Annotated in this window: 25 protein-coding genes; 6 read left to right on the top strand and 19 right to left on the bottom strand. The window is 31.8% G+C overall.

What is annotated here, in order from left to right; translation table 11 throughout:
• Positions 1 to 10: 10 nt before the first annotated feature.
• The 6 genes from gcvP to H527_RS24180 all read left to right on the top strand — a co-directional run bounded on the left by gcvP (position 11) and on the right by H527_RS24180 (position 8011).
• Positions 11 to 2914, top strand: a complete 2904-nt coding sequence (gene gcvP / locus H527_RS0103880) for an aminomethyl-transferring glycine dehydrogenase (RefSeq protein ID WP_027411490.1) — start codon at positions 11 to 13, stop codon at positions 2912 to 2914.
• Between the two features lie 2 nt (positions 2915 to 2916).
• Positions 2917 to 4011 carry a glycine cleavage system aminomethyltransferase GcvT gene (gene gcvT / locus H527_RS0103875; RefSeq protein WP_027411489.1) on the top strand — a complete coding sequence of 365 codons (1095 nt, stop codon included), beginning with the start codon at positions 2917 to 2919 and terminating at the stop codon, positions 4009 to 4011.
• A 3-nt stretch (positions 4012 to 4014) separates the two neighbouring features.
• Positions 4015 to 4398: a glycine cleavage system protein GcvH gene (gene gcvH / locus H527_RS0103870; RefSeq protein ID WP_027411488.1), complete on the top strand. Its 384-nt coding sequence runs from the start codon at positions 4015 to 4017 to the stop codon at positions 4396 to 4398.
• Between the two features lie 201 nt (positions 4399 to 4599).
• Positions 4600 to 4800, top strand: a complete 201-nt coding sequence (locus tag H527_RS0103865) for a dodecin family protein (protein ID WP_027411487.1) — start codon at positions 4600 to 4602, stop codon at positions 4798 to 4800.
• A 154-nt stretch (positions 4801 to 4954) separates the two neighbouring features.
• A complete protein-coding gene (locus tag H527_RS0103860; RefSeq protein WP_035087335.1) occupies positions 4955 to 6994 on the top strand; it encodes a thioredoxin domain-containing protein in 2040 nt (679 codons plus the stop codon).
• Between the two features lie 312 nt (positions 6995 to 7306).
• The gene (locus H527_RS24180) at positions 7307 to 8011 is read left to right on the top strand and encodes a hypothetical protein (protein ID WP_027411485.1); all 705 of its coding nucleotides are present in this window, start codon (positions 7307 to 7309) and stop codon (positions 8009 to 8011) included.
• Between the two features lie 98 nt (positions 8012 to 8109).
• Here H527_RS24180 and tsaB read toward each other — a convergent pair whose 3' ends face one another.
• The 19 genes from tsaB to gcvH (H527_RS0103760) form a co-directional block, all read right to left on the bottom strand.
• Entirely contained in the window at positions 8110 to 8772 is a 663-nt protein-coding gene (tsaB, locus tag H527_RS0103850; RefSeq protein WP_027411484.1) for a tRNA (adenosine(37)-N6)-threonylcarbamoyltransferase complex dimerization subunit type 1 TsaB, read from the bottom strand.
• Positions 8773 to 8806: 34 nt separating this feature from the next.
• The gene (locus H527_RS0103845; protein WP_027411483.1) at positions 8807 to 10084 is read right to left on the bottom strand and encodes an efflux RND transporter periplasmic adaptor subunit; all 1278 of its coding nucleotides are present in this window, start codon (positions 10082 to 10084) and stop codon (positions 8807 to 8809) included.
• A gap of 69 nt (positions 10085 to 10153) precedes the next feature.
• Entirely contained in the window at positions 10154 to 11668 is a 1515-nt protein-coding gene (locus H527_RS0103840) for a TolC family protein (RefSeq protein ID WP_308427889.1), read from the bottom strand.
• A 118-nt stretch (positions 11669 to 11786) separates the two neighbouring features.
• Entirely contained in the window at positions 11787 to 12911 is a 1125-nt protein-coding gene (locus H527_RS0103835) for an efflux RND transporter periplasmic adaptor subunit (RefSeq protein ID WP_027411481.1), read from the bottom strand.
• A 37-nt stretch (positions 12912 to 12948) separates the two neighbouring features.
• Positions 12949 to 14211, bottom strand: coding sequence for an ABC transporter permease (locus H527_RS0103830; RefSeq protein WP_027411480.1), 1263 nt, complete (start codon positions 14209 to 14211; stop codon positions 12949 to 12951).
• Between the two features lie 22 nt (positions 14212 to 14233).
• A complete protein-coding gene (locus tag H527_RS0103825; RefSeq protein WP_027411479.1) occupies positions 14234 to 15463 on the bottom strand; it encodes an ABC transporter permease in 1230 nt (409 codons plus the stop codon).
• Complete coding sequence (locus H527_RS0103820; RefSeq protein WP_027411478.1) at positions 15456 to 16157, bottom strand: ABC transporter ATP-binding protein; 702 nt, start codon at positions 16155 to 16157, stop codon at positions 15456 to 15458. The genes H527_RS0103825 and H527_RS0103820 overlap by 8 nt, the downstream gene beginning before the upstream one ends.
• 214 nt (positions 16158 to 16371) lie before the next feature.
• The gene (locus H527_RS0103815) at positions 16372 to 16605 is read right to left on the bottom strand and encodes a hypothetical protein (RefSeq protein ID WP_027411477.1); all 234 of its coding nucleotides are present in this window, start codon (positions 16603 to 16605) and stop codon (positions 16372 to 16374) included.
• A 38-nt stretch (positions 16606 to 16643) separates the two neighbouring features.
• Positions 16644 to 17189 (bottom strand): DUF420 domain-containing protein, encoded by a 546-nt coding sequence (locus H527_RS0103810; protein WP_027411476.1) that lies wholly within the window; start codon positions 17187 to 17189, stop codon positions 16644 to 16646.
• Positions 17182 to 17916 carry an SCO family protein gene (locus H527_RS0103805; RefSeq protein WP_027411475.1) on the bottom strand — a complete coding sequence of 245 codons (735 nt, stop codon included), beginning with the start codon at positions 17914 to 17916 and terminating at the stop codon, positions 17182 to 17184. The genes H527_RS0103810 and H527_RS0103805 overlap by 8 nt, the downstream gene beginning before the upstream one ends.
• Before the next feature lie 2 nt (positions 17917 to 17918).
• The gene (locus H527_RS0103800; protein ID WP_027411474.1) at positions 17919 to 18572 is read right to left on the bottom strand and encodes a hypothetical protein; all 654 of its coding nucleotides are present in this window, start codon (positions 18570 to 18572) and stop codon (positions 17919 to 17921) included.
• Between the two features lie 207 nt (positions 18573 to 18779).
• Positions 18780 to 19139, bottom strand: a complete 360-nt coding sequence (locus H527_RS0103795; protein ID WP_027411473.1) for a cytochrome C oxidase subunit IV family protein — start codon at positions 19137 to 19139, stop codon at positions 18780 to 18782.
• Between the two features lie 23 nt (positions 19140 to 19162).
• Positions 19163 to 20230: a cytochrome c oxidase subunit 3 gene (locus H527_RS0103790; RefSeq protein WP_027411472.1), complete on the bottom strand. Its 1068-nt coding sequence runs from the start codon at positions 20228 to 20230 to the stop codon at positions 19163 to 19165.
• 139 nt (positions 20231 to 20369) lie between these two features.
• The gene (locus H527_RS0103785) at positions 20370 to 20951 is read right to left on the bottom strand and encodes a cytochrome c oxidase subunit 3 (RefSeq protein ID WP_027411471.1); all 582 of its coding nucleotides are present in this window, start codon (positions 20949 to 20951) and stop codon (positions 20370 to 20372) included.
• The gene (cyoE, locus tag H527_RS0103780; RefSeq protein ID WP_027411470.1) at positions 20942 to 21844 is read right to left on the bottom strand and encodes a heme o synthase; all 903 of its coding nucleotides are present in this window, start codon (positions 21842 to 21844) and stop codon (positions 20942 to 20944) included. The genes H527_RS0103785 and cyoE overlap by 10 nt, the downstream gene beginning before the upstream one ends.
• A 556-nt stretch (positions 21845 to 22400) precedes the next feature.
• Positions 22401 to 23141 (bottom strand): energy transducer TonB, encoded by a 741-nt coding sequence (locus H527_RS0103775; RefSeq protein ID WP_027411469.1) that lies wholly within the window; start codon positions 23139 to 23141, stop codon positions 22401 to 22403.
• A gap of 179 nt (positions 23142 to 23320) precedes the next feature.
• Positions 23321 to 24046, bottom strand: a complete 726-nt coding sequence (locus tag H527_RS0103770; RefSeq protein WP_027411468.1) for an energy transducer TonB — start codon at positions 24044 to 24046, stop codon at positions 23321 to 23323.
• 133 nt (positions 24047 to 24179) lie between these two features.
• The gene (locus H527_RS0103765; protein WP_035087333.1) at positions 24180 to 24599 is read right to left on the bottom strand and encodes a VanZ family protein; all 420 of its coding nucleotides are present in this window, start codon (positions 24597 to 24599) and stop codon (positions 24180 to 24182) included.
• Positions 24571 to 24951, bottom strand: coding sequence for a glycine cleavage system protein GcvH (gcvH, locus tag H527_RS0103760; protein ID WP_027411466.1), 381 nt, complete (start codon positions 24949 to 24951; stop codon positions 24571 to 24573). The genes H527_RS0103765 and gcvH (H527_RS0103760) overlap by 29 nt, the downstream gene beginning before the upstream one ends.
• Positions 24952 to 25048: the final 97 nt, after the last annotated feature.

The following is a 25048-nucleotide window of genomic DNA, read 5'->3' as shown; positions in this document are numbered from 1 at the left end:
ATAGTATATTATGAAAGATCTAAACACCCTTAAACAAGAATTTCAACCAAGACATATCGGTCCTGGGAAAAAGGAAATTGATCAAATGCTAAATGTAATTGGTGTTACCTCATTAGCACAATTAATCGATGAAACTATACCTAAAAATATTCGTTCTGCAAAACCATTAGCATTACCTGCTGCGCAGACAGAATTAGAATTTCTTACTACCTTTAAATCGATGATGGGGAACAACAAAATATACCGTTCTTTTATAGGAATGGGATATCACGATTGTATTATTCCACCAGTTATCCAACGAAATATTTTAGAAAATCCTGCATGGTATACCGCATATACACCATACCAAGCAGAAATTGCACAAGGTAGATTAGAAGCTTTGATCAACTACCAAACCCTGATCACAGATCTTACCAAAATGGAAATCGCTAATGCATCTTTACTAGATGAGGCTACCGCAGCTGCAGAGGCAATGACTCTTCTTCATCGGGTAAAAAGCAGAACAAAAAAGCAAGCGAACACCTTTTTTATAGATCAAAAAACATTTCCACATACCATAGAACTAATGATAGGTCGTGCAGAACCTGTAGGAATTAATGTGGTTGTTGGCGATATTGCAACATTAGATATTGCAGATCCAAATCTTTTTGGAATTCTTATACAATACCCAAATAGTGATGGAGCAATTACAGATCCAACATCCTATATTACTAAAGCACAAAAACAAGATGTAAAAGTTGCTGTAGCATGTGATTTAATGGCTCTAACACACATTACACCTCCTGGCGAAATGGGAGTAGATGTGGTGGTAGGTACTTCACAAAGGTTTGGGGTTCCACTAGGATACGGAGGGCCACATGCTGCTTATTTTGCTACCAAAGAAGAATATAAACGTCATATTCCTGGCAGGATTATAGGAGTAACCGAAGACAGCCATGGTCGTCCTGCATACCGAATGGCATTACAAACCAGAGAACAGCATATTAAAAGAGAAAAAGCAACTTCTAATATTTGTACAGCACAAGTACTGTTGGCTGTAATGGCAGGGATGTATGCCGTATACCACGGAAAAGATGGTGTAACACAAATAGCAAACAAAATCCATTTATCTACTTCTAAATTGCATCAGGAATTAGAAAAACTAGGATATACACAAACCAATACACACTTTTATGATACTTTAAAAATTGAAGTAGAAGATAAAAAGAGTATCGAAAAACTAGCGCTGGCTAAAGAAATTAATTTTAGATATTTTGAGGATAATCATATAGGAATATCATTACATGAAAAAACCAGTATAAAAGATCTAGAGGATATTATCGAAATCTTTGCATTAGCAAAAGGTAAAACTTTAAAAATAGAAGATTGGAAAGTAGAAAGTACTGCTATCCCTGATTCGTTACGAAGAAAATCTTCTTATTTAGAACACCCTGTATTTAATTCGTATCAGGCAGAACATGAAATGCTTCGATACCTAAAAAGATTAGAAAACAAAGATCTTTCTTTGGTACATTCTATGATTGCTTTGGGATCCTGCACCATGAAATTAAACGCAACTACCGAAATGATGCCTTTATCCTGGGGGGAGCTTGCTAATATTCATCCTTTTGTTCCTGTAAACCAAGCAAAAGGCTACCACCAAATGTTTGAGCATCTGGCAGCGTGGCTCGCAGAAATAACAGGATTATACACTACCTCTTTACAACCAAACAGTGGTGCGCAAGGAGAACTTGCAGGGTTAATGGTTATCAAAGCATACTATGCCGACAAAAACCAAACACATAGAAATGTAACCCTTATACCATCCTCTGCACATGGTACTAATCCTGCGAGTGCAATCATGGCTGGACAAAACGTAGTGATTGTATCTTGTAGAGAAAATGGAGATATAAACATAGAAGACTTACGTACCAAAGCAGAAAAGCACAAAGATAATTTAATGGCTTTAATGGTTACCTACCCTTCTACCCATGGTGTTTTTGAAGAAAACATTAAAGAAGCATGTAAGATTATACACGATAATGGAGGAAAAGTATATTTAGACGGAGCCAATTTGAATGCCCAAGTAGGGCTAACAAGCCCAGGAGTTATCGGTGCAGATGTATGTCATCTTAACCTTCATAAAACTTTCTGTATCCCACATGGTGGTGGTGGACCTGGTATGGGACCAATAGCCGTTAGTAAAGACCTTGCTCCTTTTATCCCTGGTAATGCCGTAATAAAAAATGCTGGAGGAGAAAAGCCAATTGCAGCAATTTCTGCAGCTCCCTGGGGTAGTGCAAGTATACTTTCGATATCGTATGCATATATAGCATTAATGGGAGGCGAAGGATTAACTGCCGCAACAGAAATGGCAATTCTTAATGCTAATTATATAAAAGAAAAATTAGCAAACCACTACCCTATCTTGTTTACAGGAGAAAACGGACGTAATGCACACGAGCTTATTATTGATTGCAGAGCATTTAAAGAGGAGGATATAACGGTAACCGATATCGCTAAAAGACTTATGGATTATGGTTTTCATGCCCCAACAGTTTCTTTTCCAGTTGCAGGAACTATTATGATAGAACCTACAGAAAGTGAAACTGTAGAAGAACTGGATCGTTTTATTGATGCCATGATTAGTATTCGAAATGAAATACGTGAGATAGAAAACGGAACAGCTTCCAGAGAACATAATGTTTTAAAAAATGCACCACATACTCTGGAGTTTATTGCTAAAGAAGTGTGGGACATGCCATATTCCCGAACCAAAGCGGCTTTTCCTTTATCGTATATTAAAAATAATAAGTTTTGGCCTAGTGTAGGACGGGTTAATGATGCATATGGGGATAGAAACCTAATGTGTAGCTGTCTGCCACTATCTGCCTTTGAAGAGGATACAAAAAATCCAGAAATAACAATAAACTAAATATGGACACAGAATTAATTAGTATAGCTCTTGAAGCTAAACATAAAGAGTTGGGAGCAAAAATGGTTCCTTTTGCAGGGTATTTGATGCCATTGCAATATACATCGGTAGTACAAGAACATAAAACCGTACGAGAAGGCGTTGGTATTTTTGATGTATCCCATATGGGAGAATTTATCTTAAAAGGGTCTAAAGCATTAGACCTAATTCAAAAAATAAGTAGCAACGACGCTACCAAACTAAATGTTGGCAGTGCTCAATATTCTTGCATGCCTAATGAAAAAGGTGGCGTAGTAGATGACCTTATTATCTACAAATTAGAAGAAGAAGAGTATCTTTTGGTAGTTAATGCCTCTAATATCGAAAAAGATTGGAACTGGATACAAAGTCATAATACGGAAAATGTAGAAATGATAGACCGTTCTAATGAGATCTCTCTTTTTGCAGTTCAAGGGCCTTTGGCTACAAAAGTATTGCAACAACTTACTAAAGTAGCTCTTGCAGATATACCATATTACACTTTTGTTATTGGCGAAATTGCAGGGATACAAAATGTAATCATATCCGCTACAGGATATACTGGTGCAGGAGGGTTCGAACTTTACGTACCCAATACTGGTGCAGAACAGCTTTGGAATGCAATATTAGATGCTGGAAAAGAAGATAACATTCAACCAATAGGTCTTGGAGCACGAGATACATTACGATTAGAAATGGGGTTTTGCTTGTATGGTAATGATATCGACGACACCACTTCGCCATTAGAAGCAGGACTAGGATGGATCACAAAATTTACAAAACCATTTATTAACTCTAAGGCTTTACAGCAACAAAAAGAAGAAGGAGTTACTCGTAGATTAGTTGGCTTTGAAATGATAGAGAAAGGTATTCCCAGAGCTGGATACCAAATCTATGATGAAAAGGATAACCTTATCGGAAACGTAACTTCTGGAAGCCAATCTCCTATGCTCGAAAAAGGAATAGGACTTGGCTATGTAACCATTTCCCATACAAAAGCAGATAGTTCTGTTTTCATTCAAATCAGAAACAAACGAGTTAAAGCAATCGTAAAAAAACTACCATTTATCAAAAAATAAATCATGAATACACCACAAGAATTAAAATACAGTAAAGATCACGAATGGATCAGAATCGAAGGAAATATAGCATATATAGGAATTACCGATTTTGCACAGAGCGAACTGGGAGATATTGTTTATGTAGAAATGGAATCTCTGGATGAAGAACTTAATGAAGGGGAAGTAATGGGGTCTATCGAAGCGGTTAAAACTGTATCGGATATCTTTATGCCTGTTTCTGGAACTGTTATTGAAATTAATGACAAACTAGAATCTGAACCAGAAATAGTAAATTCTGACCCTTATAACAATGGCTGGCTTGCAAAAATAGAAATCTCTAACCCAGATGAGGTTAATGCTTTATTAAATGCCGATGGGTATAAAAAATTGATTGGTGCAGAATAATAACAAATCATTTTGAATAGCTCTTTATAACATGATTTTTATTGATTACTAATTTTCAGCTTAAAAAAAACAACTTTTTAACGATAATTATCTCATTACATCGAAAATATAGTTAAAACATTAATACACTTTACTTTAAAAAGAGTAAAGTATCTTGTATCTTAGAGACTCTTTTAAATTTTAACTTAAAAAAACTCAAAAATGGCAATTATCAAAGTTATTGAAGTATTAGCAAATTCTGAAAAAAGCTGGGAAGATGCTACTAAAAATGCAGTTAAACAAGCTAGTAAGTCTGTAAAAAATATTAAATCTGCATATATAGTCGATCAAAGTGTTGTAGTTAGAGAGGATGAAGTAACAGAGTTTAGAGTAAACTTAAAAATCTCTTTCGAAGTAAAATAAAAGAAATATAATTTCTTTACCAAAAGCATCCTGTATAATTCAGGATGCTTTTTATATTTTTAGACATTATTAAAAACGATTTTCTGTGAAATACCCATACATTATAATCCTAATCCTTTTTTTTACCGCTTGTACAAGCAAAAACAAATCTTCTATGGAGCAATATGAATATACCAATGATTTAATTCATGAAACAAGCCCATATCTCTTACAACATGCTCATAATCCTGTTAACTGGAAACCATGGAATGAAAAAACGCTAAAACAAGCAAAAGAAGAGAACAAACTTATTATTGTAAGTATAGGATATGCCGCTTGCCATTGGTGTCATGTTATGGAGCATGAAAGTTTTGAAGATACTTTGGTAGCTAAAACAATGAATTCTAACTATATAAATATAAAAGTAGATCGCGAAGAGCGACCAGACATAGACCAGGTATATATGAATGCTGTTCAATTAATGACTGGCAGTGGTGGCTGGCCTCTTAATATGATTACATTGCCAGATGGAAGACCTGTTTGGGGAGGTACCTATTTTAAAAAAGAAGATTGGCTAAATGTGTTAAAACAAATAACAGAGTTACGTGAAAAACAGCCAGAAAAATTAATAGAATACGCAGAGAAGTTAGAGCAAGGGATCAAAGCAGTAGATCTTATCGAAGTAAATACAGATACAATAAACTTTAATACAGATTTTATTGCTAGCTCTGTAAAAGAGTGGAGTACCAATTTTGATCATAAAGAAGGGGGCACAAAACGAGTACCTAAATTTATGATGCCTAATAATTATCAGTTTTTACTTCGCTATGGGTATCAAGCAAAGGACGAAAAAATATTAAATTTTGTAAAAAACACTTTAACAAAAATATCTTATGGAGGAGTCTATGATCATGTAGGAGGAGGTTTTTCTAGATATTCTACAGACGAAAAATGGCATGTTCCTCACTTCGAAAAAATGCTATATGACAATGCACAGCTAGTAACCCTGTATTCTGATGCTTTTTTACTAACCAAAGACCCTTGGTTTAAAGATGTAGTTTATGAAACACTAGAGTTTATATCCAGAGAACTTACCAATCCGGAAGGCGCTTTTTACTCTTCTCTGGATGCAGATAGTAAAAATATAAATGATGAGTTGGAAGAAGGAACTTTTTATATTTGGAAAAAAGAAGAGTTAAAAAAATTACTTAATGAAGATTATACTCTTTTTTCAGACTATTACAACATAAACTCTTACGGTCTTTGGGAAAAAGACAACTATGTTTTAATTAAAAAGGAGAGTGATCCAAAATTTGCTAAAAAACATAAGATAGATCTAAAAAAATTACATCAAAAAGTAGAACACTGGAAAAGTCTTTTACGTAAAGAAAGAGAGAACCGCTCCAAACCCAGATTAGATGACAAAACCTTAACTTCATGGAACGCTCTAATGCTAAAAGGATACTTAGATGCCTATAGAGTATTTGGAGAACAAAAGTTTTTGAATGCAGCATTAAAAAACGCAAACTTTATTAAAAACACCCAATTAAATAAAGATTCTTCATTATTTCATAATTATAAAAATGGCAAAAGTACAATTAATGGGTATTTAGAAGATTATGCTATCGTTATTGAAGCATTTATAACATTATACCAAAATACTTTTGATCCAGAATGGTTAGAAATATCCAAACAACTTACCGAATATACTTTGGCGCATTTTTTTAATACAGATAAAAATATATTTTACTTTACCTCAGACCAAGATCCAGAACTTATTACAAGAACAATAGAATATAACGATAATGTGATCCCAGCATCAAATTCAATTATGGCTAAAAATTTGTTTTTACTATCTCATTACTTCGATAAGTCCAATTATAGAGAAATAAGTAAAAAAATGCTACATAATATCCAACCGCAAATCAACTCTTATGCCTCGGGATACTCTAACTGGTTAGATCTTATGCTTAATTTTTCTTTTGATTACTATGAATTGGCAATTACAGGAGAAGACGCTAAAATAAAACTCAAAGAAATTAATGAAACATATATACCAAATAAGCTAGTTGCAGGAGATACGACAGAATCTGAAAGCGCTTTATTAAAAAGTAGATTTGTAGAAGGTAAAACGTTAATATATCTATGTGTAAATAATGCTTGTAAATATCCAGTAGAAAATACAGATGAAATCATTCAATTATTAGAGTATTAAAACTTCTTATTACTTTATTAATTAAGTGCTTACTATTATACATTAATCTAGCACAAAACACCTATATAACACTGATTATTTGCCATTTAGTAGTATTCGAAAAAAACATGCAGTAATCTAAATCTTACAAAATACTATGGTTTTTCCATAAATCAAATATGTGATTTCTTCAATTTAATTAACTTTTTGTTAAGAAAAATTGAACAATATCAATGATTATACATATAATTCGTAAAAATATCTCTAAAAAGATGCGGAAATTTTTTAATCAAAGATATTTCCTTAAATTCAGAATACCTAAATCTGAATACTATGAGAAAAATACTACTTTTTTTATGCTTAGCATTATCGTCTACAATTTTTGCCCAACTACCCAGAGATTTATTAAACACAATTAAAAAGGATTATACCTTTGAAGATTACAGTGGTAATATATATATGACTAGTGGATACAAAGATGCCAATGTCATACACGAAAAATCCACTACTTTTGATGCCAAACTTAGATATAACATCCACACAGATGCATTAGAGTACGATTCTGGCTCCCAACTATACGAACTTGTTAAAAAACCAACCATTCATGCAAGAATTGATGGAGATTACTTTTACTACTGTACTTTCGAAAGTCAAAGAGGAGTAGATAGAAGTGGCTATTATATTTTAGTCGAATTATCAAACGGCTATAGTATATACAAAAGATTAACTTTAAAAATTAGAGAACCTAGAAATGGTGTTGGTGTTGGCGCTCCTATTGAATCAGGAGCAGTTAGATCTTCTACTACATATTATTTAGAAGAAGCCGGTGTTATCATGGAATTACCTATGAGCAAAAAAGATATGCTTGCTGTGTTTAATGATAAAGAAAATGAGTTAAAAGAATATTTAAAAAAAGAGAAGATTCGTTTACGAAAAGAAGAAGATTTAGTTCGATTAGTTGCTCGATATAATGCATTAAAAAGTTCTGGTTCGGCTTCTTCTCAAAGCCTTCTAAGCAACAGAGTTGATAGAAATTAAGGTTCGGGAAATTATCCTTACAAAAAAACAAATTACCATCTATAAAAAGACGGTAATTTGTTTTTTAATTTTAAAGGTGGCGTTACAATAAAACATCTTTATCCTGCAATAAAATCTTTTAAATAATAAGGTTCAAAATAGCTAACATCTTCAAAGTCTTTTTTTAAAAATTTAGCATAACTCAATCCTCCCATTTCATTTGCAGATGGTAATTTATTCTGAATAAAAACCGCATTTTTTTCAGAGCATAGCCCCGAAAATTTTTCTACCCCATTACCAATAAAATATACTTTATTTTTTTGTAAATATTTGTCAAAAGAAGAATCTGTAAGAATCTCTGCCTTTGTTTCTCGTATTTCTTTATAAGAATCAGAAAAAACTGCAGAATATACTTCCATCCTCCTAGCGTCAATCATAGGGATGATATAACTGTCCTTTTTATAAGGCACTTGTAGTGCTAGAGATTGTAAGGTTGGTATTGAGACTAACGGGATATCTAATGCAAAACATAATCCTTTTGCTGCAGAAACACCTATTCTTAACCCCGTATAGGATCCTGGCCCTTTACTAATAGAAATTGCTGAAAGATCCTTTAGAGATATTCCTTCTTCTTTAACAACATCATCAATAAATGTATGTAATCGTTCTGCATGTGAATAGGTACTATCATAATCCTCTTTTAACCTAATTACTTCTTTATCTTTTACTAAAGCTACAGAACAATTGGTAGTTGAGGTTTCTATACAGAGAATATATGCCATTATTAAAATTTTGGCAAAGATAACCTAATTATGTTTATTTTTTTGACTTAGCTTCTGTTTCAGAAATTACTTTATCTCCAGTCTTAAGTGTTTTAGTAACTATATTATATGGGCCAGTTATTACTTCATCACCTACTTGTAAGCCACTTGTTACCTCAATATTATTATCATCCTGAATTGCTGTTTTTATCACTCTCAATTTTGCTATTTCACCATTCTTCACAAATACACATTCGTATTTTTTATCTGTATCTTTTATCATTTGATCTTTAGCCGCTTCCTCTTTAACACTAGAGGTATCATTTTTAATCACAATAGAACTTATAGGAACGCCTATCACGTTTTGTCTTTTATCTGTAATAATATCTACTGTTGCCGTCATACCAGGTCGAAATGGAGAATAATTCTCTGGCTTACCTTCTATTAAATCTGCATAAGATTCTTCAATAATTCTAACTTTTACTTTAAAATTAGTTACTTGATCTGCACTTGTAGTACTTTCTGCAGAGTTTGCTATTTCTGTAACTATTCCTTTAAATTTCTTTTTTAAGTAAGCATCTACCTCCACAATAGTGGAATCAGCAATAGAAATCTTAACAATATCATTTTCATTTACATCTACTTCAACTTCCATATTATTAAGGTTTGCCACCCTAACTATTTCTGTACCTGCCATTTGCTGAGTACCAACAACTCTTTCGCCTAATTCTACAGACAGTTTAGAAATAGTGCCTGTCATAGGGGCATAAATAGAAGTTCTGTTTAAATTATCTTTAGCTTCATTTACAGTTGCCTGAGCACTTCTAACATTATAATAAGCAGATTGTTTAGCTGCTTCTGCGCCTTCGTAAGCAGAGACCGCTCTATCCCATTCTGCTTTAGAGATCACTCCTTTTTCGAATAACCCTTTATTGCGATCATAGTTAAGTTTAAACTCTTTCAGACTAGCTTCTGCTTGTCGAAGTCCTGCTCTTACATTTTCTAAAGATGCTTGAGACCTATTTAATCCAGATTGAATAATATCTGGATTAATACGAACCAAAAGAGCTCCTTTTTCAACTTGTTGTCCTTCTTTAATTGGTAAATCAATAATTTCTCCAGAGACTTCTGAAGAAAGCTTGACTTCTACTTCTGGTTGAATTTTACCTGTAGCAGAAACCTTTTCTACTATATTTATCTTTTCAATTTTAGTAACAGATACTTCTTTATAATCTCCAGTTTCACCAAACCATCCTGCTTTTTTTCCATAAACAAGTAACATAATTAAAATAACTATTATACTTAAAACAATGATTATTTTTTTTTTATTCATGATATAGTTTAGTGTTAGTTATAATAATGAAAACACAATTAATATACTTTAAAACAAAGTATAATTATCTTATAATTTTATATCTGCGATCTTTATTCCAAAATAAAGCTCTAATACTTTTAATTTAAAAATATAATCAAATTTATTTTGAACTACTTTACTTTGTGCATTTTCTAATCTAAATTTTGATTGGCTAAAATCAAATGCATTTGTTAACCCTACATCGTACCTATCTTTTGCGTATTCATAAGCTCTCTCTTGTGCTTTTACAGAAACTTGGGCTGCTTCATATGCTTCGGCAGAACCTTTTGCATCCAAATATGCTTGGTATACATTACTATCTAAATCTAACTTTGCTTTTTCTAACTGAAACTCTGTACGTTTTACATTAATTTTACTTCTTTTTACTGCATTTCTTGCAGAAAACCCATTAAAAATTGGTACAGAAAGAGATAGCCCGTAAGAGATACCATCATTATTAGATAACTGGTCAAAAAATGGATTTGGATTTTGTTCTAAAAGAAGAAAATTAGGGGATTGATTAATTACATTTTGACCAGTACCTTCTACTGTTCCTATATTTTGTGTAAGAATCGGGTTATTTTCATCCAATACTCTGGAAAATGATTTTGCATCAGATTCTCTGGTGCTATATCCAAAAGATCCGCTTAATGTGGGATAATATGCACCTCGTGCGATCTCCAAATCTTTTTCAGCTATTAATTTATTTTGTTCCGCTATTTGCACCTCATATCTTGACTCTCTTGCTTGTGCTATAACTTGATCTATTGGTTTGTCCATTATCTCTGCTCCTGGAACTAAATATTCTTGTTCTATTATATCAAAACTCTCATAATCCTTAATAAGTAACGTTTGCGCTAAACTAATCAAAGCTATTTGCACTGAGTTTTCAGCTTGTACGATTCTTGTTAATTCATCTGCAGAGGTAGCTTCAATTTCTAAAAGATCTCCTTGGGGTAACACTCCTGCATCTACTAAATCCTGTGTTCTTTTTAATTGTTCTAAGGTAATTTCATGTTGTTTTTCTATGACCTTTAGGGATTCTTTATTTAAAAGGACTTGCAAATAACTATTTGCTACAAACAATGCAATATCATCTTTGGATTTACCAAGACTATATTGGCTTAACAATTTACTGAGTCTAGCTCTTTGAAATGTTTTTATATTCCTTAATCCATTGAATATAGTGACACCTACATTTACTGAGTAATTTGAACTTCTAAACGTTTGGGTACTATTAGTATTTGTTATTGGATCTGTAACTAAACCTGAACTCCAGAAATTAGATGCAGATGCATTTAAGGATGGAAGAAAATTCCCTATCGCATCCATTCGATCAATACTAGCAAACTCAAGATCTAATGCAGATTGTTTTATAGAGATATTATTTTCTAAAGCATATTCTACACATTCTTGCAATGTCCATTTCTTTTCTTGCGCTTTACCCTCTAACACTCCAAAAAGTATAATTAATAAGGTTAAGATTTTAATTTTCATCCCTCCAAAATTTAAAGCATCCGATTGTGACGAGAATTTGCGTATATCTTTTACTATTAATTTCATCTGTTTTAATTTATTATTTTCTGTAGTCAGATCTATGTCTTGCAACCAATAGTTACGACTTATTTCATTACTACGTATATGTATATATTTAATCTTTGTTGTTACAGTTTTAAAAAAATTAGTCTTGTGTTTCCTCTGCTTCTTTCTTTATCGGTTCTGTTTTATTCCAAACTTTAATATTATCTGCTTCAGTTATCCCTGATAAAATCTCTACATTAATACCATCTGAAAGTCCTATTTTTATTTCTTTTTTCTCAAATTCCTGATCTCCTGTTTCTATTTCTACATATGGTTTTTCTGTATCTTTATCAAACTGTAAAATTGCTTCTTTTATAGCCAGGACATCATCTTTTGAATCCAAAACAATAGAAGCGTTTGCGCTATATCCTGCTCTTATAAAATAGGATTTATCCAAAAACACTTCTCCCTCTATTTTAAATTGTACAGCCCCTTGTTCTTCATCTCCTTTAGGTGCTATAAATTTTAATTTTGCATCAAATTCTTGATCTCTTATTGCTCCTAAACTTACTTTAAGAGGCATATCTATCTTTAATTTATTTACCTCTGCTTCATCTACTTTTCCTTCAAAAATCATCTTACTTAAATCTGCTATAGTCGCAATGGTAGTTCCTTCATTAAAATTATTACTCTCAATAACTTGATCGCCTTCTTTTACAGGGATCTCTAAGATGGTTCCCGATACAGTTGCTCTTATATTAGTATTAGCAGTAGATGATCCCCCTGTAGAGCCTACTCGTATAATTTGAAGGTCATTTTGGGCGTTAGAAAGGTCTTGTTTCGCCTGATTATATTGTAAATTTATAGCATTAAAGTCTTTACTAGATATTACTCCTTTATCAAAAAGAGCTTTATTTCTATCATATTCTACTTTAGAATTATCAAGTACTATTTTTGCATTTTTTACACGACCTCTTGAACTATTTAAAGATTGTTCGTTTGGAACTACTTTTACTTTTGCTATCAAATCACCTGATTTTATAGCTTCACCTTCTTTGACATATATTTTTTCAATAATTCCTGAAATCTGAGGTTTGATTTTTACTTCATCTTCTGGAATTACTTTTCCTGTTGCTACAGTTTTTTCTTCAATAGAAGTTCTAAATGCTTTTTCTGTAGTATATACAATAGGGGATTTGCTATTAGATTCTATTAAATATTTTCCTGAAAAACCGAGTCCAGCTATTAAAAGTACTATTAGTAGGATTTTAAAAAACTTTTTCATTTTGATTTCTGATTGATTAGATTATTCTATTGTTATTTTATTCTTCTCTTAAAGCTTCTATTGGTCGTATACTCACTGCTTTTTGTGCTGGTATGAGACCTATTAAAGTCCCTAGCAACACTATCGATAATAGTGCTCCCCCTACAGCAAGAAAATCGACTGTTGGATTTAAAATAGGGATATCGTTATTATCTCCTACTATAGTACTAATTCCCCAAAGCAAGAGGGTTCCAAAAATAAAACCTAGCAATCCTGCTACAAAAGTTAGTAAAATAGACTCTAACATAATTTGCCCTCTTACTTCTGCTGGTGTTGCTCCTAATGCTCTTCGTACTCCAATTTCTCTTGTACGCTCTTTAACTGTTATTAAAAGTACATTGCCAATTGCTATTACTCCTGCTATTAATGTAGCAATACCCACTATGTATGTTATTAATCGCATTCCAGACAAAAACCCGTTTACTTTAGCTACTTCTTCTCCTAAATTAAAACTTCCAAAAGCCTGTGTATCATCAGGGTGTACGTTATGCATTCTCTTAAGTGTTGACTTTATAGTAGCTTCGGTATTTACTATATTTTTATCTGCTTTGGCTGTAATAACCATCCACGAAATATTTTTACCTTGGTTAAATATGGTTTGGAATGTTGTAAATGGCAAAAAAATAGAATCGTCTCCTTCAAATCCTGTTTGAGTTGGTTTATAGACCCCTATTACCTTGAAGTAGATACCGTTTATCCTTACATAGCCTCCTACTGCTTCTTCGTCTTTATCATAAAACTGTTTATATATATCTTCTCCAATGACACAAACCTTACGTTCATACTTAATATCTTCTTCATTAATAAATCTTCCACCATCAAATATTTTTTTCTTAGACACTTTATCAATTGTGGGATAATCTCCAAATATTTTAAACGCTCCTGATTTAGATCCCTTTACAAATTGACCTGGTGGTGTACCCCATTGTCCAGTGACGTTACGTGGTGCTATATATTCTATATCTTCTACTTTAGATTCTAAGGCTTGAACATCATCTAAAGTAAGCTGCATTCTCCTCCCTCTTTTAAAACCTTTATTAGGGATACTTGTTTGTTGCCCCCAAAGAAACATTGTATTCGTAGCAAAGTCATTAAATTGACTCCTAAAGCTATTATCCAATCCTTTTGCCATTCCTAAAAGAAAAACAAATAAAAACACTCCCCATGTTACTCCTATAACTGTAATTATAGTTCTGATTTTATTTTTACGAATAGCTCCATAAATTTCTTGCCAGGTATCTCTTTCAAATATAAATTTCATTTTGTTTATATTTTGATGTTAATTATTCGTCCCGTAATGCGATTATGGGCTTTATTTTTGCTGCTCTTCTTGCAGGAATATACCCTGCTAAAAGACCAAAAAATATTAATATCATTGTTGCTACTATAATAACACCAGTATCTACTTTAGGATTTAGAATAAAAAACTCTTTTAGACTATTACCTATAAGTTTAAGTACTAAAATCCCAACGAGTAATCCCATATATCCTGCAATAGCTGTTATGAGTACCGATTCTTGAAGCACCATTGCTATAATTGATCCTGGTGATGCTCCTAGTGCTTTTCTAATTCCTAATTCTTTAGTTCTTTCTTTGACACTAAATGTCATTATGTTTCCAATACCTATTACCCCAGATATTAAGGTTCCTATACCTATAACAAATATAATTAGATAAATCCCCCTCAAAACAACCATAGTTTCTTTGATATCCTCTGCTAAACTATACACTCTAATTGCACTTTGATCATCTGGAGCTACTCTAAATCTCTCTTTTAAATCTTTTTCTATTTGTTTTGAAAACGCAATAGCTTTTTCGGTACTCATCGTCATGTTATAAGATAAGTTTATCTGGTCGAGATAATCATTATTTCCAAAAAGCAGTTGTACTGTGGTGTATGGCATATAAATTAGACGTTCTTCATTATCTCCTCCACTATCCTGAAATACACCTACTATTTTATATTGTATACCATCTATATTAAGCATTTTACCTAAAACACTTTCGTTTTTAAATAAGTCTTTCTCTACTAATCTTCCTATTACAATATTTTTAGTTCGCTCCTTTAGATCCGCCTCATTAATATATCTCCCATTCATCATTATTGTTTTTTCTAAATATTGATGATCGGGATGTACTGCTCTAATACCGTAACTTCCTGATTCTTTTTTATATTTTGCTAAACCGTCTCTATAAATTCTTGGAGTAGCAAATTCAACTTTACCTATGTAGTTATTTTTTATAAACTCAAAGTCTTCATTTTTAAATTGAATTTTTCTATTTTCTTGAAAACCTTTATATGCTTTTGAAGTGTTCCCGCTACGAATGAACATTACATTTTGGGCATCGTCTACAAAACTACTTAAAAAACTATTTAACAATCCATTACCTAACCCTAAAAGGATAGTAAATATTAGTATCCCTAAAGCTACAGTAAATCCAGAAAGAAAGGTACGTAGCTTGTTTTTACCTATAGCTTCAAATATTTCTCTCCACCTATCTCTATCAAACATATTGGGATGCTCTTATTTGTTTTACAGGCTTATCCTCTACAATAACACCATCTTTAAGATGTACTATTCGTTTACACATATCTGCTATATCTGGTTCATGAGTTACTACCAATATTGTTTTTCCTTCATCATTAATAGTTTGGATTATATCCATAACTTCATAAGATGTTTTACTATCCAGAGCTCCTGTAGGTTCGTCCGCTAATAATACTTTAGGATCTGCTGCTAGTGCCCGTGCTATTGCGACACGTTGTTTTTGTCCTCCTGAAAGTTCGCTTGGCAAATGGGTTGCCCATTCCGCTAATCCAACTTTACTGAGATAATCCATAGCTTTTTCGGCTCGTTCTTTTCGATTTTTACGTTGATAATATAAGGGCAAGGCTACATTTTCTAAAGCTGTCTTATAATTTATAAGATTAAAAGACTGAAAAACAAATCCTAAAAATTTATTACGATATTTTGCAGCTTTTGTTTCGTTCAGCCCTTTAATAGGCACATTATCTAAAAAATAGGTGCCACTATCGGCTTCATCTAACATCCCTAAAATATTTAACAATGTAGATTTTCCAGAGCCAGAAGACCCCATAATAGCTACTAGCTCCCCTTCTTTGACACTAAAATTAATTCCTTTAAGTACATGAAGCGAATTGCTCCCCATTTTATAGGATTTATGTAAGTCTTTTATTTCAATCATAATACTGGATTAAGATGTATGTGGTATAAAAATTATACCATTATAAACTTTAGACAAACTAACAATACTAAACATTTTTGGGGTAATCTTCCGGTTTTCCCTTTGAAGACTTATTGATTGGTTAGCGCAGTCTTGTTACATAAGACTCTCTACTTTGCATTTTTGTTACATCCTTTATTGTTAGGAAAATGTTAAAAAATGATTAACTACCAAGTTATTGTTCTTTAGAAATTTTTGATTTTTTCTTATTACGATAAACAAAATACCCAACAGCACCTACTAAAACATATGGAATAATCATTAAATACACAATACCATTATTGATACCTTTTGCTGTTTTCTGTCCTTCTTCACTTTCTAATACAGCTCTACACATCGCGCATTGAGCATCTGCAGAAGCAGAAAAAAACAGCAATAAAATTATAATAAAAAAGAATTTAATTTTCATAAACAAATTCACTTATATAAGATTATACATTTTTTATGTTACACATAATACGGAGATATCATAAGATAAACAATTACTCCAGTTATAGCAACATATAACCAAATAGGGAATGTTATTCTGGCTATTTTTTTATGTTTATCAAATCTTTTTGCTAAAGCCTTAACATAAGTAATTAAAACAAAAGGAATAACTACTATAGAGAGAATAATGTGAGTAATTAAAATAAAATAGTAGACATATTGTATTGTTCCTACTCCTCCAAATTTAGTAGAATCACTTGTCATATGGTAGGCTATATACATTAGCAAAAACAATACTGAGCATCCTATAGCGGTTTTCATTAATTTTTCATGTAACTCAACCTTTTTATTCTTTATTGCCCATAAGGCTGCTAACAAAAACACTGCTGTTAATCCATTTATAGTAGCATAAATTGGTGGTAAAAAGGTAAGTGGCTTTACATCAAACCCTAATTTCCTCAAATTAACTCCAAATAATGCTGCTACCGCAAGTGGTATACATACAGATAAGATTATTATCCATTTTTTATATTTTTTTTCGACATCCAATTGAGTTCTACTCATTTTTACCTAATAATTTCTTTATGTCTTCTAATAAAATTGTGATTTGCTCTTCTTCTCCATTTTCATCCTCTTTCTCCTCTACTCCAATTGTTCCTCTATAATAAATGATGGGGTTCCCAGAGGCATCATATCTAGATCTCACATACCCTTCTTGATCAATCAAAGCAAAGTATCCATTATGTTCAAATCCCCCAGCTACTTCTGGGTTTTCTGCTGCGTAAATATTAAATCCCGTATTTGCTAGTTTATATATATCTTCTCTATCTCCTGTTAAAAAATGCCAATCAGGGTTTGTTACATTATAACGTTCTGCATATTTCTTAAGCTTTGTTGGTGTATCTATTTTAGGGTTAATCGTAAAAGAAGCTACTCCAAAGTCTTTATATTCTTTCAACTTATTTTGCAAATACACTAAATTCTTACTCATTTTAGGACAAATAGTTGGACAGCTTGTAAAAAAGAACTCTGCAACATAAACTTTGCCTTTATAATCATGATTGGTAATTTGTATACTGTCCTGATCTAAGAATGAAAATTCGGGAACTTTTTTTAAAGCTCCATTCAATTTTATATAACTAAGCTTTTCGTTAGCTACAGGGTTATTAGCACTCATTCTATCATTTTTAACAATAGAACTACCTTTTATTCTATTTACAATTCTTGGAATAAAAATTATTCCAAAAATTAAAATCACAAATGATATACCTACGTATGAATATTTTTTCATCTTTAATTTTCTTTACGATCTGCCTTATATTTTTTTAATGCCAAACGATATTCTGCTAAAATCACTTTTATATCGTCATCCATTACATTGGTAAGATCTGCAACCGAGCTAGCATCATAACCATAAACTTTTACCTCGTCATCTTTTAAAGTACCATCTCTACCTCTTAATCCTTTGTTTTTGTCTATAATATAAACATATTTCGTGGCCAGATTATCATCTAATTGATATGGGGTTTTAAGACTATTAAACAATGTCTTTATTGTTTCTGGAGTACCAAAAAGAAATTTCCATTCGGAAACATCTGTAATATTATCTAACTCATCTAAAAGTTCTTTTGCTGCATTTTCACTACCATATGGTAATATCATTACAAATTGAAAATCCTTAAAGCCTTGATTTTTTTTATAAATCTTTTGGTTAAGATTGAATGCATTTCCTTGCTTATGATAAATATCTTTTCCTAAAAAACCTAATACTGTAATTTTATTATCAAAACTAACTATTTCTTGTGCTAATGGTTCAAAATTTTCAAGATCTCCAATAGACTTAGTTAGCACAGGAAGTTTGGCAAAATTATGCACTCCAGAAGCAAAAAACAGATAAGCTACCAAAGGCAACACAAACAAGACTCCTAAAACAAGAAATTTTTTCATTGGTAAGTCACTTTATTTTCACTAGAACAATTAGAAATTCAAATAATACATCGAACAAAATCGAGATTAATTTTATATACTTTTATAAAATCCTAACTCTACTTAAAAAAATAGAGATAATGGAGTTTTAAACAGTGGTGCAAAAATAAAAAAGACGGTTTAAATAACCGTCTTTTTACAATGCTTTTAACTTATAAACACAAGAACTTAGAAGTCCCAACTTTTATACCCTCCTTTAAACACTTCAAAAACATAATCTCCTTCTGTAAGAAGAATAAAGATCAAATAACAGATTAGAAAAACTGCTGTCCAAACTACAGATCTCCTCAGTCCTTTGGTCTCTCCTTCCATATGCATAAATGACCAAGTAATATAATATGCTTTATAAATAGTTAGAATAATAAAAATCCAGTTTAGTAATTTCATACTAATAATAGTAGTATCTATTAAAAATGCTGGTTTTATAATCCCTAATATTACTTCTACTATTGTAACAACAGATAATAGAATAAATACTTTCCATATTTTTGCTGTATTCGATTCGTGATGCGCTATATCGTGTGCCATACTATTATAATACTATATTTTTATTAAACCAGGTAAAAGAACGTAAATACAAATACCCATACCAAATCTACAAAGTGCCAGTATAAACCAACCTTTTCTACCATCTCATAATTTTTTCTTCTCTCGTAAGTACCAAGAATTACATTAATAAAGATGATGATGTTAATAATTACTCCAGATAATACGTGAAATCCATGAAACCCTGTAATAAAGAAAAAGAAATTTGCAAATAATGGTGTCCCATACTCGTTATGCGTAAGATTTGCTCCTTCTACAGTTCCTATAACAGATCCCATTCTTTTTAAAGAATATTCTCTTTTATAAATAGCTTTTTGTCCTTTAGCTTCTGGGTTTACTAATTCTTTTTCCAGTTTAGTCGCATAGGCTACATCTCTAGCTTTTTCTGATGCTTTTAATTTTTCTAGATCTGGAACTAATTCCTGGGTTCTGATTAACAAATCTGTGTTTTTTGTAAAACCATTTGCTATTTCAGAAACCGTAAATGTTGGACGCGTTCCTTCTTCAGAATACCAGAGTCCATTTTTACGCTGATGTTGCTCTCTATCTTTATGAATATCAACAATTGCAACATCTTTTAACCCTACTCTATGACCTTCGGCATCTACAAATTGTAAAATCTGTCCACCTTTAGTTTCTACCGCACCGTATTCTCCTTTTATAAAGTTTTTCCATTCCCAAGCTTGTGAACCTACGAATATTGCTCCTCCAATAATAGTAAGAAACATATAAAAAATTACTTTTTTCTGTTTCATTTGATGTCCTGCATCAACAGCCAACACCATTGTCACAGAAGAAAAAATCAATATAAAAGTCATCAAAGCTACATAGTACATAGGAGCATCTACTCCATGTAAAAACGGAAAGTGATTAAATACCTCATCGGCTATTGGCCATGAATCAATAAATTTAAATCTTGAAAAACCATATGCGGCAAGAAAACCAGAGAATGTTAGCGCATCCGAAAGGATAAAAAACCACATCATCATTTTACCGTAACTTACCTTGAGTGGCTTGTTACCACCCCCCCAGATTTTATCTTCAGTCCCTGTTTTAGTAACAGCTGTTTCCATATAAAGAATTTGGTGTTGTTAAATTTTCCACAAAAATAATCAATTTTATCATTTCATCTACTCAAATTTATTTTTAAATTATCCCAGATGCTTTTCTTTAAAATAATCGCTTTTGTGTTACTACATCAATAATTACATATTATTTCACAAAATATAAAAATAAAAAGAGATAAACCCACAGAAAATCAACAAAATGCCAGTACATAGCACCTAGCTCTAAACCTAAAGTTTTTCCTATTTTATATTTTTGTTTAAAATGATTATAAATTACAACTAAAAGCACAATAAGACCTCCTGCTATATGTGCCAAATGTGTTACTACAATTATAAACATAAATGTAGAAACTATATTAGATGTTGGCCCTGTAAAGTGATATCCTTGATTAATAATATCATTAAAACCTTCAAATTGAAGAAATACAAATAGACCTCCTAAAACTAAAGTAGAGAGTAATAACAATGACGCTAAATTTCTATTATCATTTTCTATTGCTTTTTTTACAAAATAAAATGTAATACTACTAGCTCCTATTACAAAAATACTAAACACAAATGCGTTTGGAAAAACAAGATCTGTTGCCCAATCTTTTCTGGCCTTACTAACCACATAAGCACTAGTAAGCCCTGCAAATACCATAGCCATACTAATCATAGCAAACCACATCATGGTTTTCTTGGATCTATCTACTTTTTCTTGCCTTGTTCCTTGTGTTAAATCCATACTCTAATAAATTTATCTGCTACATAAATAATCTGCAATAATGTAATATACAAAACACTCATCAACATTAATTGTTTTGCTGTCTTAGCATCTCGTATTTTATATAAACGAATTGCAAATCTTAATAAAATCAATCCTAAAAAGAAAATAGCTACTCCAGAAACAGGAGTTAAATACAGTTTTCCTGTTACTCCAAATACAGGAATCAAAGACGTCACAATTGTCCATACCGTATAAACAATTACTTGTACTGCTGTACCCTTATCTCTTTTACCTGTAGGCAACATAAAAAACCCACCTTTTTCATAATCTTCATATAAAAACCATCCAATTGCCCAGAAATGTGGAAATTGCCAAAAAAACTGAATCATAAATAAAGTTCCTGGTTCTATACCAAACTCATTTGTTGCTGCTACCCATCCCAACATAAAAGGAATAGCTCCTGGGATAGCTCCTACAAAAACAGATAATGGTGTCTTTGTTTTTAAAGGGGTATACAAGCTTACATAAATAAAAATAGAAATCGCTCCAAACATTGCCGTTTTAGGATTGATACTATATAAAACTGATATTCCTGCAATGGTAAAAAGTGTAGCTATTAAAAACGCAGTATTTACAGACATTCTTCCCGAAGGAACTGGCCTGTTTTTTGTGCGATCCATCAATTTATCTAAATCTTTTTCTATAACCTGATTAAAAGCATTAGATGCACCAACCATAAAATACCCTCCTACTGCAAGAAGCAACAAAGTACTCCATGAAATTGTATCTACACCTAGTAAATATCCTGCAATAGAAGAAAAAACTACACTTAATGCAAGACGCATTTTTGTAATCTCCTTAAAATCCTGAATAACAGAAATTTTTGCAGTATTAATTGGGGTCACGCTCAAATCTTGCACCTTTTCATCAGTTTATTTCCATTTTCCCTTAAAACCCTGATGGAATTTGTCAATAAATATATCTGTAATATACCAAATATTATTTTTATGACTCATTTCAAAATAGCATTTTTCTAAAAGTGGTGCAAAGATATATCTTAAAAGCCTTTTAGACAACTTATAACTACTTATTATCCAACTTTTAACAAACTAGCTTCAAATTATCAAAAAAGAAAGAAACAAGACCAAAACAACAACTTAATACAGAACATTTTGATAATCAAACCAATAAGCTCTTGTTATTTCTATGTTTTTATTACAACTAAGAAAATCTGCAATAACACAAAACATAGAAAAGCAAAAGACTTCTAATTCCAAGTATTCTCTCTTATTCCTTAAATCTTAACAAAGAACAAAAAAACAGATTCATCAACCTAAAAAGATTTTTAAAACCAACCAAACTCCTTATAAATATGGATAAAAAGTGAAATGAAAAATAATAAAAAAACTTATAATTAGATTTTTATATACAAAAGAAGCACTAAACCCTCCTTCCTTGTTATTCCTCTCAGTTCTGTATTTTAAAAACTATCGGCAACTGATATTTTACTGTTACTGGCTTTCCTCTTTGCTTGCCTGGCGTCATTTGTGGAAACAAATTAATCACTCTTTCTGCTTCTTTTTTTAATCTTGGATGCGCAGCTCTAATTTGGATATTTTTAATCAGACCATCTTCATCTACATCAAATTGCGTATAAATTCGTTGTATTCCTTTTAAACCATATTCTTCCCCCAATCCTGTATTAAATTTTTTAGAAACAATTCTTCTTATTTTTTCAGAAAAACAAGAAGCTTTTTCTTTGTTTGTAGATAATTTTTCGCATCCAGGAAAAATAGGAACATCTTCAACAGCTTTAAAATCAAAAAGAACTGGAGGGTCTTCTTTTTTGATATTATCTATAGCGTTTGGATCGAATGGAGCAGACTTTACGGATTCTGTATTTTTAAATTCATTTTTCAAACCCTCTACCACATCAGTATCTACGATCTTAAACTCTTGAGGATCCACAATGGGCTTGAAAAGCTTTACAGCTAATTGCTTTGGTTTAGGCTCTTCGTAAATTTTATAATCTCCCTTCCATTCTAAAGGAGGCTCTTCAACAACATAACCATTGTCATCGGAGTAAAGAACTGGTTTTGCTGTATACACTTCAAACATTACATAGGTAAATAATAGACTTGCTATAAGTCCGATCTGAAAGTTCACCAATGTACTTTTTCGTACATTAGCATCGTGCTTGTTACTCATAATATTTAGTTTTAACGTTACAATTAATCTAAATCAACAAGCATACCAAAACAGAATCCCGCTATATTTCTATGTGCGGGATTCTTAAGTTTTTATCTTTTTTTCTACTTTGGGAAGTTTTCTAAACAAAAAAACTCCCATTACAGCTAATGAGAGTTTTTAAATATTTTATATTATATTTAATCTTGCACCTGAAAAACTATTGGCAAGGAATACAGCACTCCTACTGCTTTTCCTCTTTGTTTTCCTGGAGTCATTTTAGGCAACAACCCAACAACTCTTTGCGCTTCTTTTTCTAATCTAGGATGTGGTCCTCTTGCCTGAACACCAACAATGTTACCACTTCTATCAATTTTAAACCTTACATAGATTCTATTAACTCCTGATAATCCTAATTCACCACCTAATTCTGTATTAAATTTACGGTTAATAAACTTCTTAACCTTTTCACTCATACATGCTTTTTTAGCAGCATTATTCCCTGCTTTTTCACAACCTGGAAAAACCGGTACATTTTCAATAACTGCAAATGGCACATCTGAAATTTCTTCATCTTCATCTACATCTTCTACCTCTTCTATTTCAACAATTTCTTCTTCTTGACTTGTTTCCGTAGATTCGATAATAGTTTCTTCTACCTCTTCTTCATCCTCCACTACATCAATAATCTCAGGTGCTGGCGGTGGCGGTGGTGGTGGTGGTGGTGTATTTAAGTTTTGAGTAATTGGCACATCTTCCTCTTCTAACTCATCTAGATTAACCTGACCAATGTCAATATTACTTCTATCATAAGTTTTCCACTCTATTCCTTGCCATGTTATAAAAAGAACTAAAATAAGCCCTAATTGAAGGAATAAGGTACTTCTTCTAGTTAAATCTGCTTTCGGATTTTTCTTTGGTTCCATATTTATAATAGTTATAGGATTGCTAAAATAGCTAAATTCTTTTGTAATTTCCAACTAAAGATGAAAATGTAAAACAAAAAATATGTTTTTTAACTTTTATCTTATATATTCCTAAACAAACAAAAACCGATATCTAACTGGTTATCTGATTGTTTTGTTTAAAATTTATCAATTTATCTTTAATTAGTATAAAAATAAATATCGCAAAAATTGTACCACTGGTATTTGCTATGATATCATACCAATCAGAATTACGGTATGTTGTTAATATTCCTTGAAATAATTCCATCATAATACCAAAAAAAACACATAGCACTGTGGCAATACCCAGACTTTGTTTTAAGTTCTTATTCTGATTTTTAGAAAAGAAAAAAAACAACGACCATAGTATAGTTAAAATAAAATAGGCAAAAAAATGCCCAATCTTATCTCCTCCCTTTACTTTAACTACTGAACTTGAAAACTTCGCAAGTGAAACCCATGCTAACAGGACTGTAAACGAAATAGCTAAAGTAAAAAGATTCTTACCCTCCAATAACTTCTTTATATCCATCTGCAGATAATAAATCATTTATCTGAGAGCTATCAGATATTTTCACTTTTACCATCCAACCTTTTCCATAAGGATCGCTGTTCACTAATTCTGGATCAGCCTCTAAAGCTTCGTTAAACTCCAGAATCTCTCCAGTTAATGGCAAAAATAAGTCTGACACTGTTTTTACAGCCTCTACAGTACCAAAAACCTCTTCTTGATCTAATTCTTCACCAATGGTTTCTACTTCTACATACACGATATCACCTAGCTCACTTTGCGCAAAATCTGTTATACCAATAGTAGCAATATCTCCATCAATTTTGATCCACTCGTGATCTTTTGTATATTTTAAATCTACAGGAATATTCATTCTCTAAAATATTTATGAGTTTTTATTTATAATATGATGACGAAAATAAATCTATTTTATGAAATTTTATGAAAACCCGAAGAAAAATTATCAAAAA

It is taken from the genome of Aquimarina muelleri DSM 19832, from assembly GCF_000430665.1.
GTDB lineage: Bacteria > Bacteroidota > Bacteroidia > Flavobacteriales > Flavobacteriaceae > Aquimarina > Aquimarina muelleri.
The sequence above is the reverse complement of the archived record's forward strand: the minus strand, read 5'-3'. Positions and strand labels throughout refer to the sequence as shown.

What these genes read in the sequence shown, in the direction of transcription:
- H527_RS0103830 (WP_027411480.1), bottom strand. Translation starts at nt 14,211, where the DNA reads ATGAAATTTATATTTGAAAGAGATACCTGGCAAGAAATTTATGGAGCT.
- H527_RS0103775 (WP_027411469.1), bottom strand. Translation starts at nt 23,141, where the DNA reads ATGAGTAACAAGCACGATGCTAATGTACGAAAAAGTACATTGGTGAAC.
- H527_RS0103845 (WP_027411483.1), bottom strand. Translation starts at nt 10,084, where the DNA reads ATGAATAAAAAAAAAATAATCATTGTTTTAAGTATAATAGTTATTTTA.
- H527_RS0103785 (WP_027411471.1), bottom strand. Translation starts at nt 20,951, where the DNA reads ATGGATTTAACACAAGGAACAAGGCAAGAAAAAGTAGATAGATCCAAG.
- H527_RS0103840 (WP_308427889.1), bottom strand. Translation starts at nt 11,668, where the DNA reads ATGAAATTAATAGTAAAAGATATACGCAAATTCTCGTCACAATCGGAT.
- H527_RS0103805 (WP_027411475.1), bottom strand. Translation starts at nt 17,916, where the DNA reads ATGAAAAAATATTCATACGTAGGTATATCATTTGTGATTTTAATTTTT.
- H527_RS0103825 (WP_027411479.1), bottom strand. Translation starts at nt 15,463, where the DNA reads ATGTTTGATAGAGATAGGTGGAGAGAAATATTTGAAGCTATAGGTAAA.
- gcvH (WP_027411466.1), bottom strand. Translation starts at nt 24,951, where the DNA reads ATGAATATTCCTGTAGATTTAAAATATACAAAAGATCACGAGTGGATC.
- gcvT (WP_027411489.1), top strand. Translation starts at nt 2,917, where the DNA reads ATGGACACAGAATTAATTAGTATAGCTCTTGAAGCTAAACATAAAGAG.
- gcvP (WP_027411490.1), top strand. Translation starts at nt 11, where the DNA reads ATGAAAGATCTAAACACCCTTAAACAAGAATTTCAACCAAGACATATC.
- H527_RS0103810 (WP_027411476.1), bottom strand. Translation starts at nt 17,189, where the DNA reads ATGAGTAGAACTCAATTGGATGTCGAAAAAAAATATAAAAAATGGATA.
- H527_RS0103790 (WP_027411472.1), bottom strand. Translation starts at nt 20,230, where the DNA reads ATGGAAACAGCTGTTACTAAAACAGGGACTGAAGATAAAATCTGGGGG.
- H527_RS0103860 (WP_035087335.1), top strand. Translation starts at nt 4,955, where the DNA reads ATGGAGCAATATGAATATACCAATGATTTAATTCATGAAACAAGCCCA.
- H527_RS24180 (WP_027411485.1), top strand. Translation starts at nt 7,307, where the DNA reads ATGAGAAAAATACTACTTTTTTTATGCTTAGCATTATCGTCTACAATT.
- tsaB (WP_027411484.1), bottom strand. Translation starts at nt 8,772, where the DNA reads ATGGCATATATTCTCTGTATAGAAACCTCAACTACCAATTGTTCTGTA.
- H527_RS0103765 (WP_035087333.1), bottom strand. Translation starts at nt 24,599, where the DNA reads ATGGATATAAAGAAGTTATTGGAGGGTAAGAATCTTTTTACTTTAGCT.
- H527_RS0103795 (WP_027411473.1), bottom strand. Translation starts at nt 19,139, where the DNA reads ATGGCACACGATATAGCGCATCACGAATCGAATACAGCAAAAATATGG.
- H527_RS0103835 (WP_027411481.1), bottom strand. Translation starts at nt 12,911, where the DNA reads ATGAAAAAGTTTTTTAAAATCCTACTAATAGTACTTTTAATAGCTGGA.
- H527_RS0103865 (WP_027411487.1), top strand. Translation starts at nt 4,600, where the DNA reads ATGGCAATTATCAAAGTTATTGAAGTATTAGCAAATTCTGAAAAAAGC.
- H527_RS0103800 (WP_027411474.1), bottom strand. Translation starts at nt 18,572, where the DNA reads ATGAAAAAATTTCTTGTTTTAGGAGTCTTGTTTGTGTTGCCTTTGGTA.
- gcvH (WP_027411488.1), top strand. Translation starts at nt 4,015, where the DNA reads ATGAATACACCACAAGAATTAAAATACAGTAAAGATCACGAATGGATC.
- H527_RS0103820 (WP_027411478.1), bottom strand. Translation starts at nt 16,157, where the DNA reads ATGATTGAAATAAAAGACTTACATAAATCCTATAAAATGGGGAGCAAT.
- H527_RS0103815 (WP_027411477.1), bottom strand. Translation starts at nt 16,605, where the DNA reads ATGAAAATTAAATTCTTTTTTATTATAATTTTATTGCTGTTTTTTTCT.
- H527_RS0103770 (WP_027411468.1), bottom strand. Translation starts at nt 24,046, where the DNA reads ATGGAACCAAAGAAAAATCCGAAAGCAGATTTAACTAGAAGAAGTACC.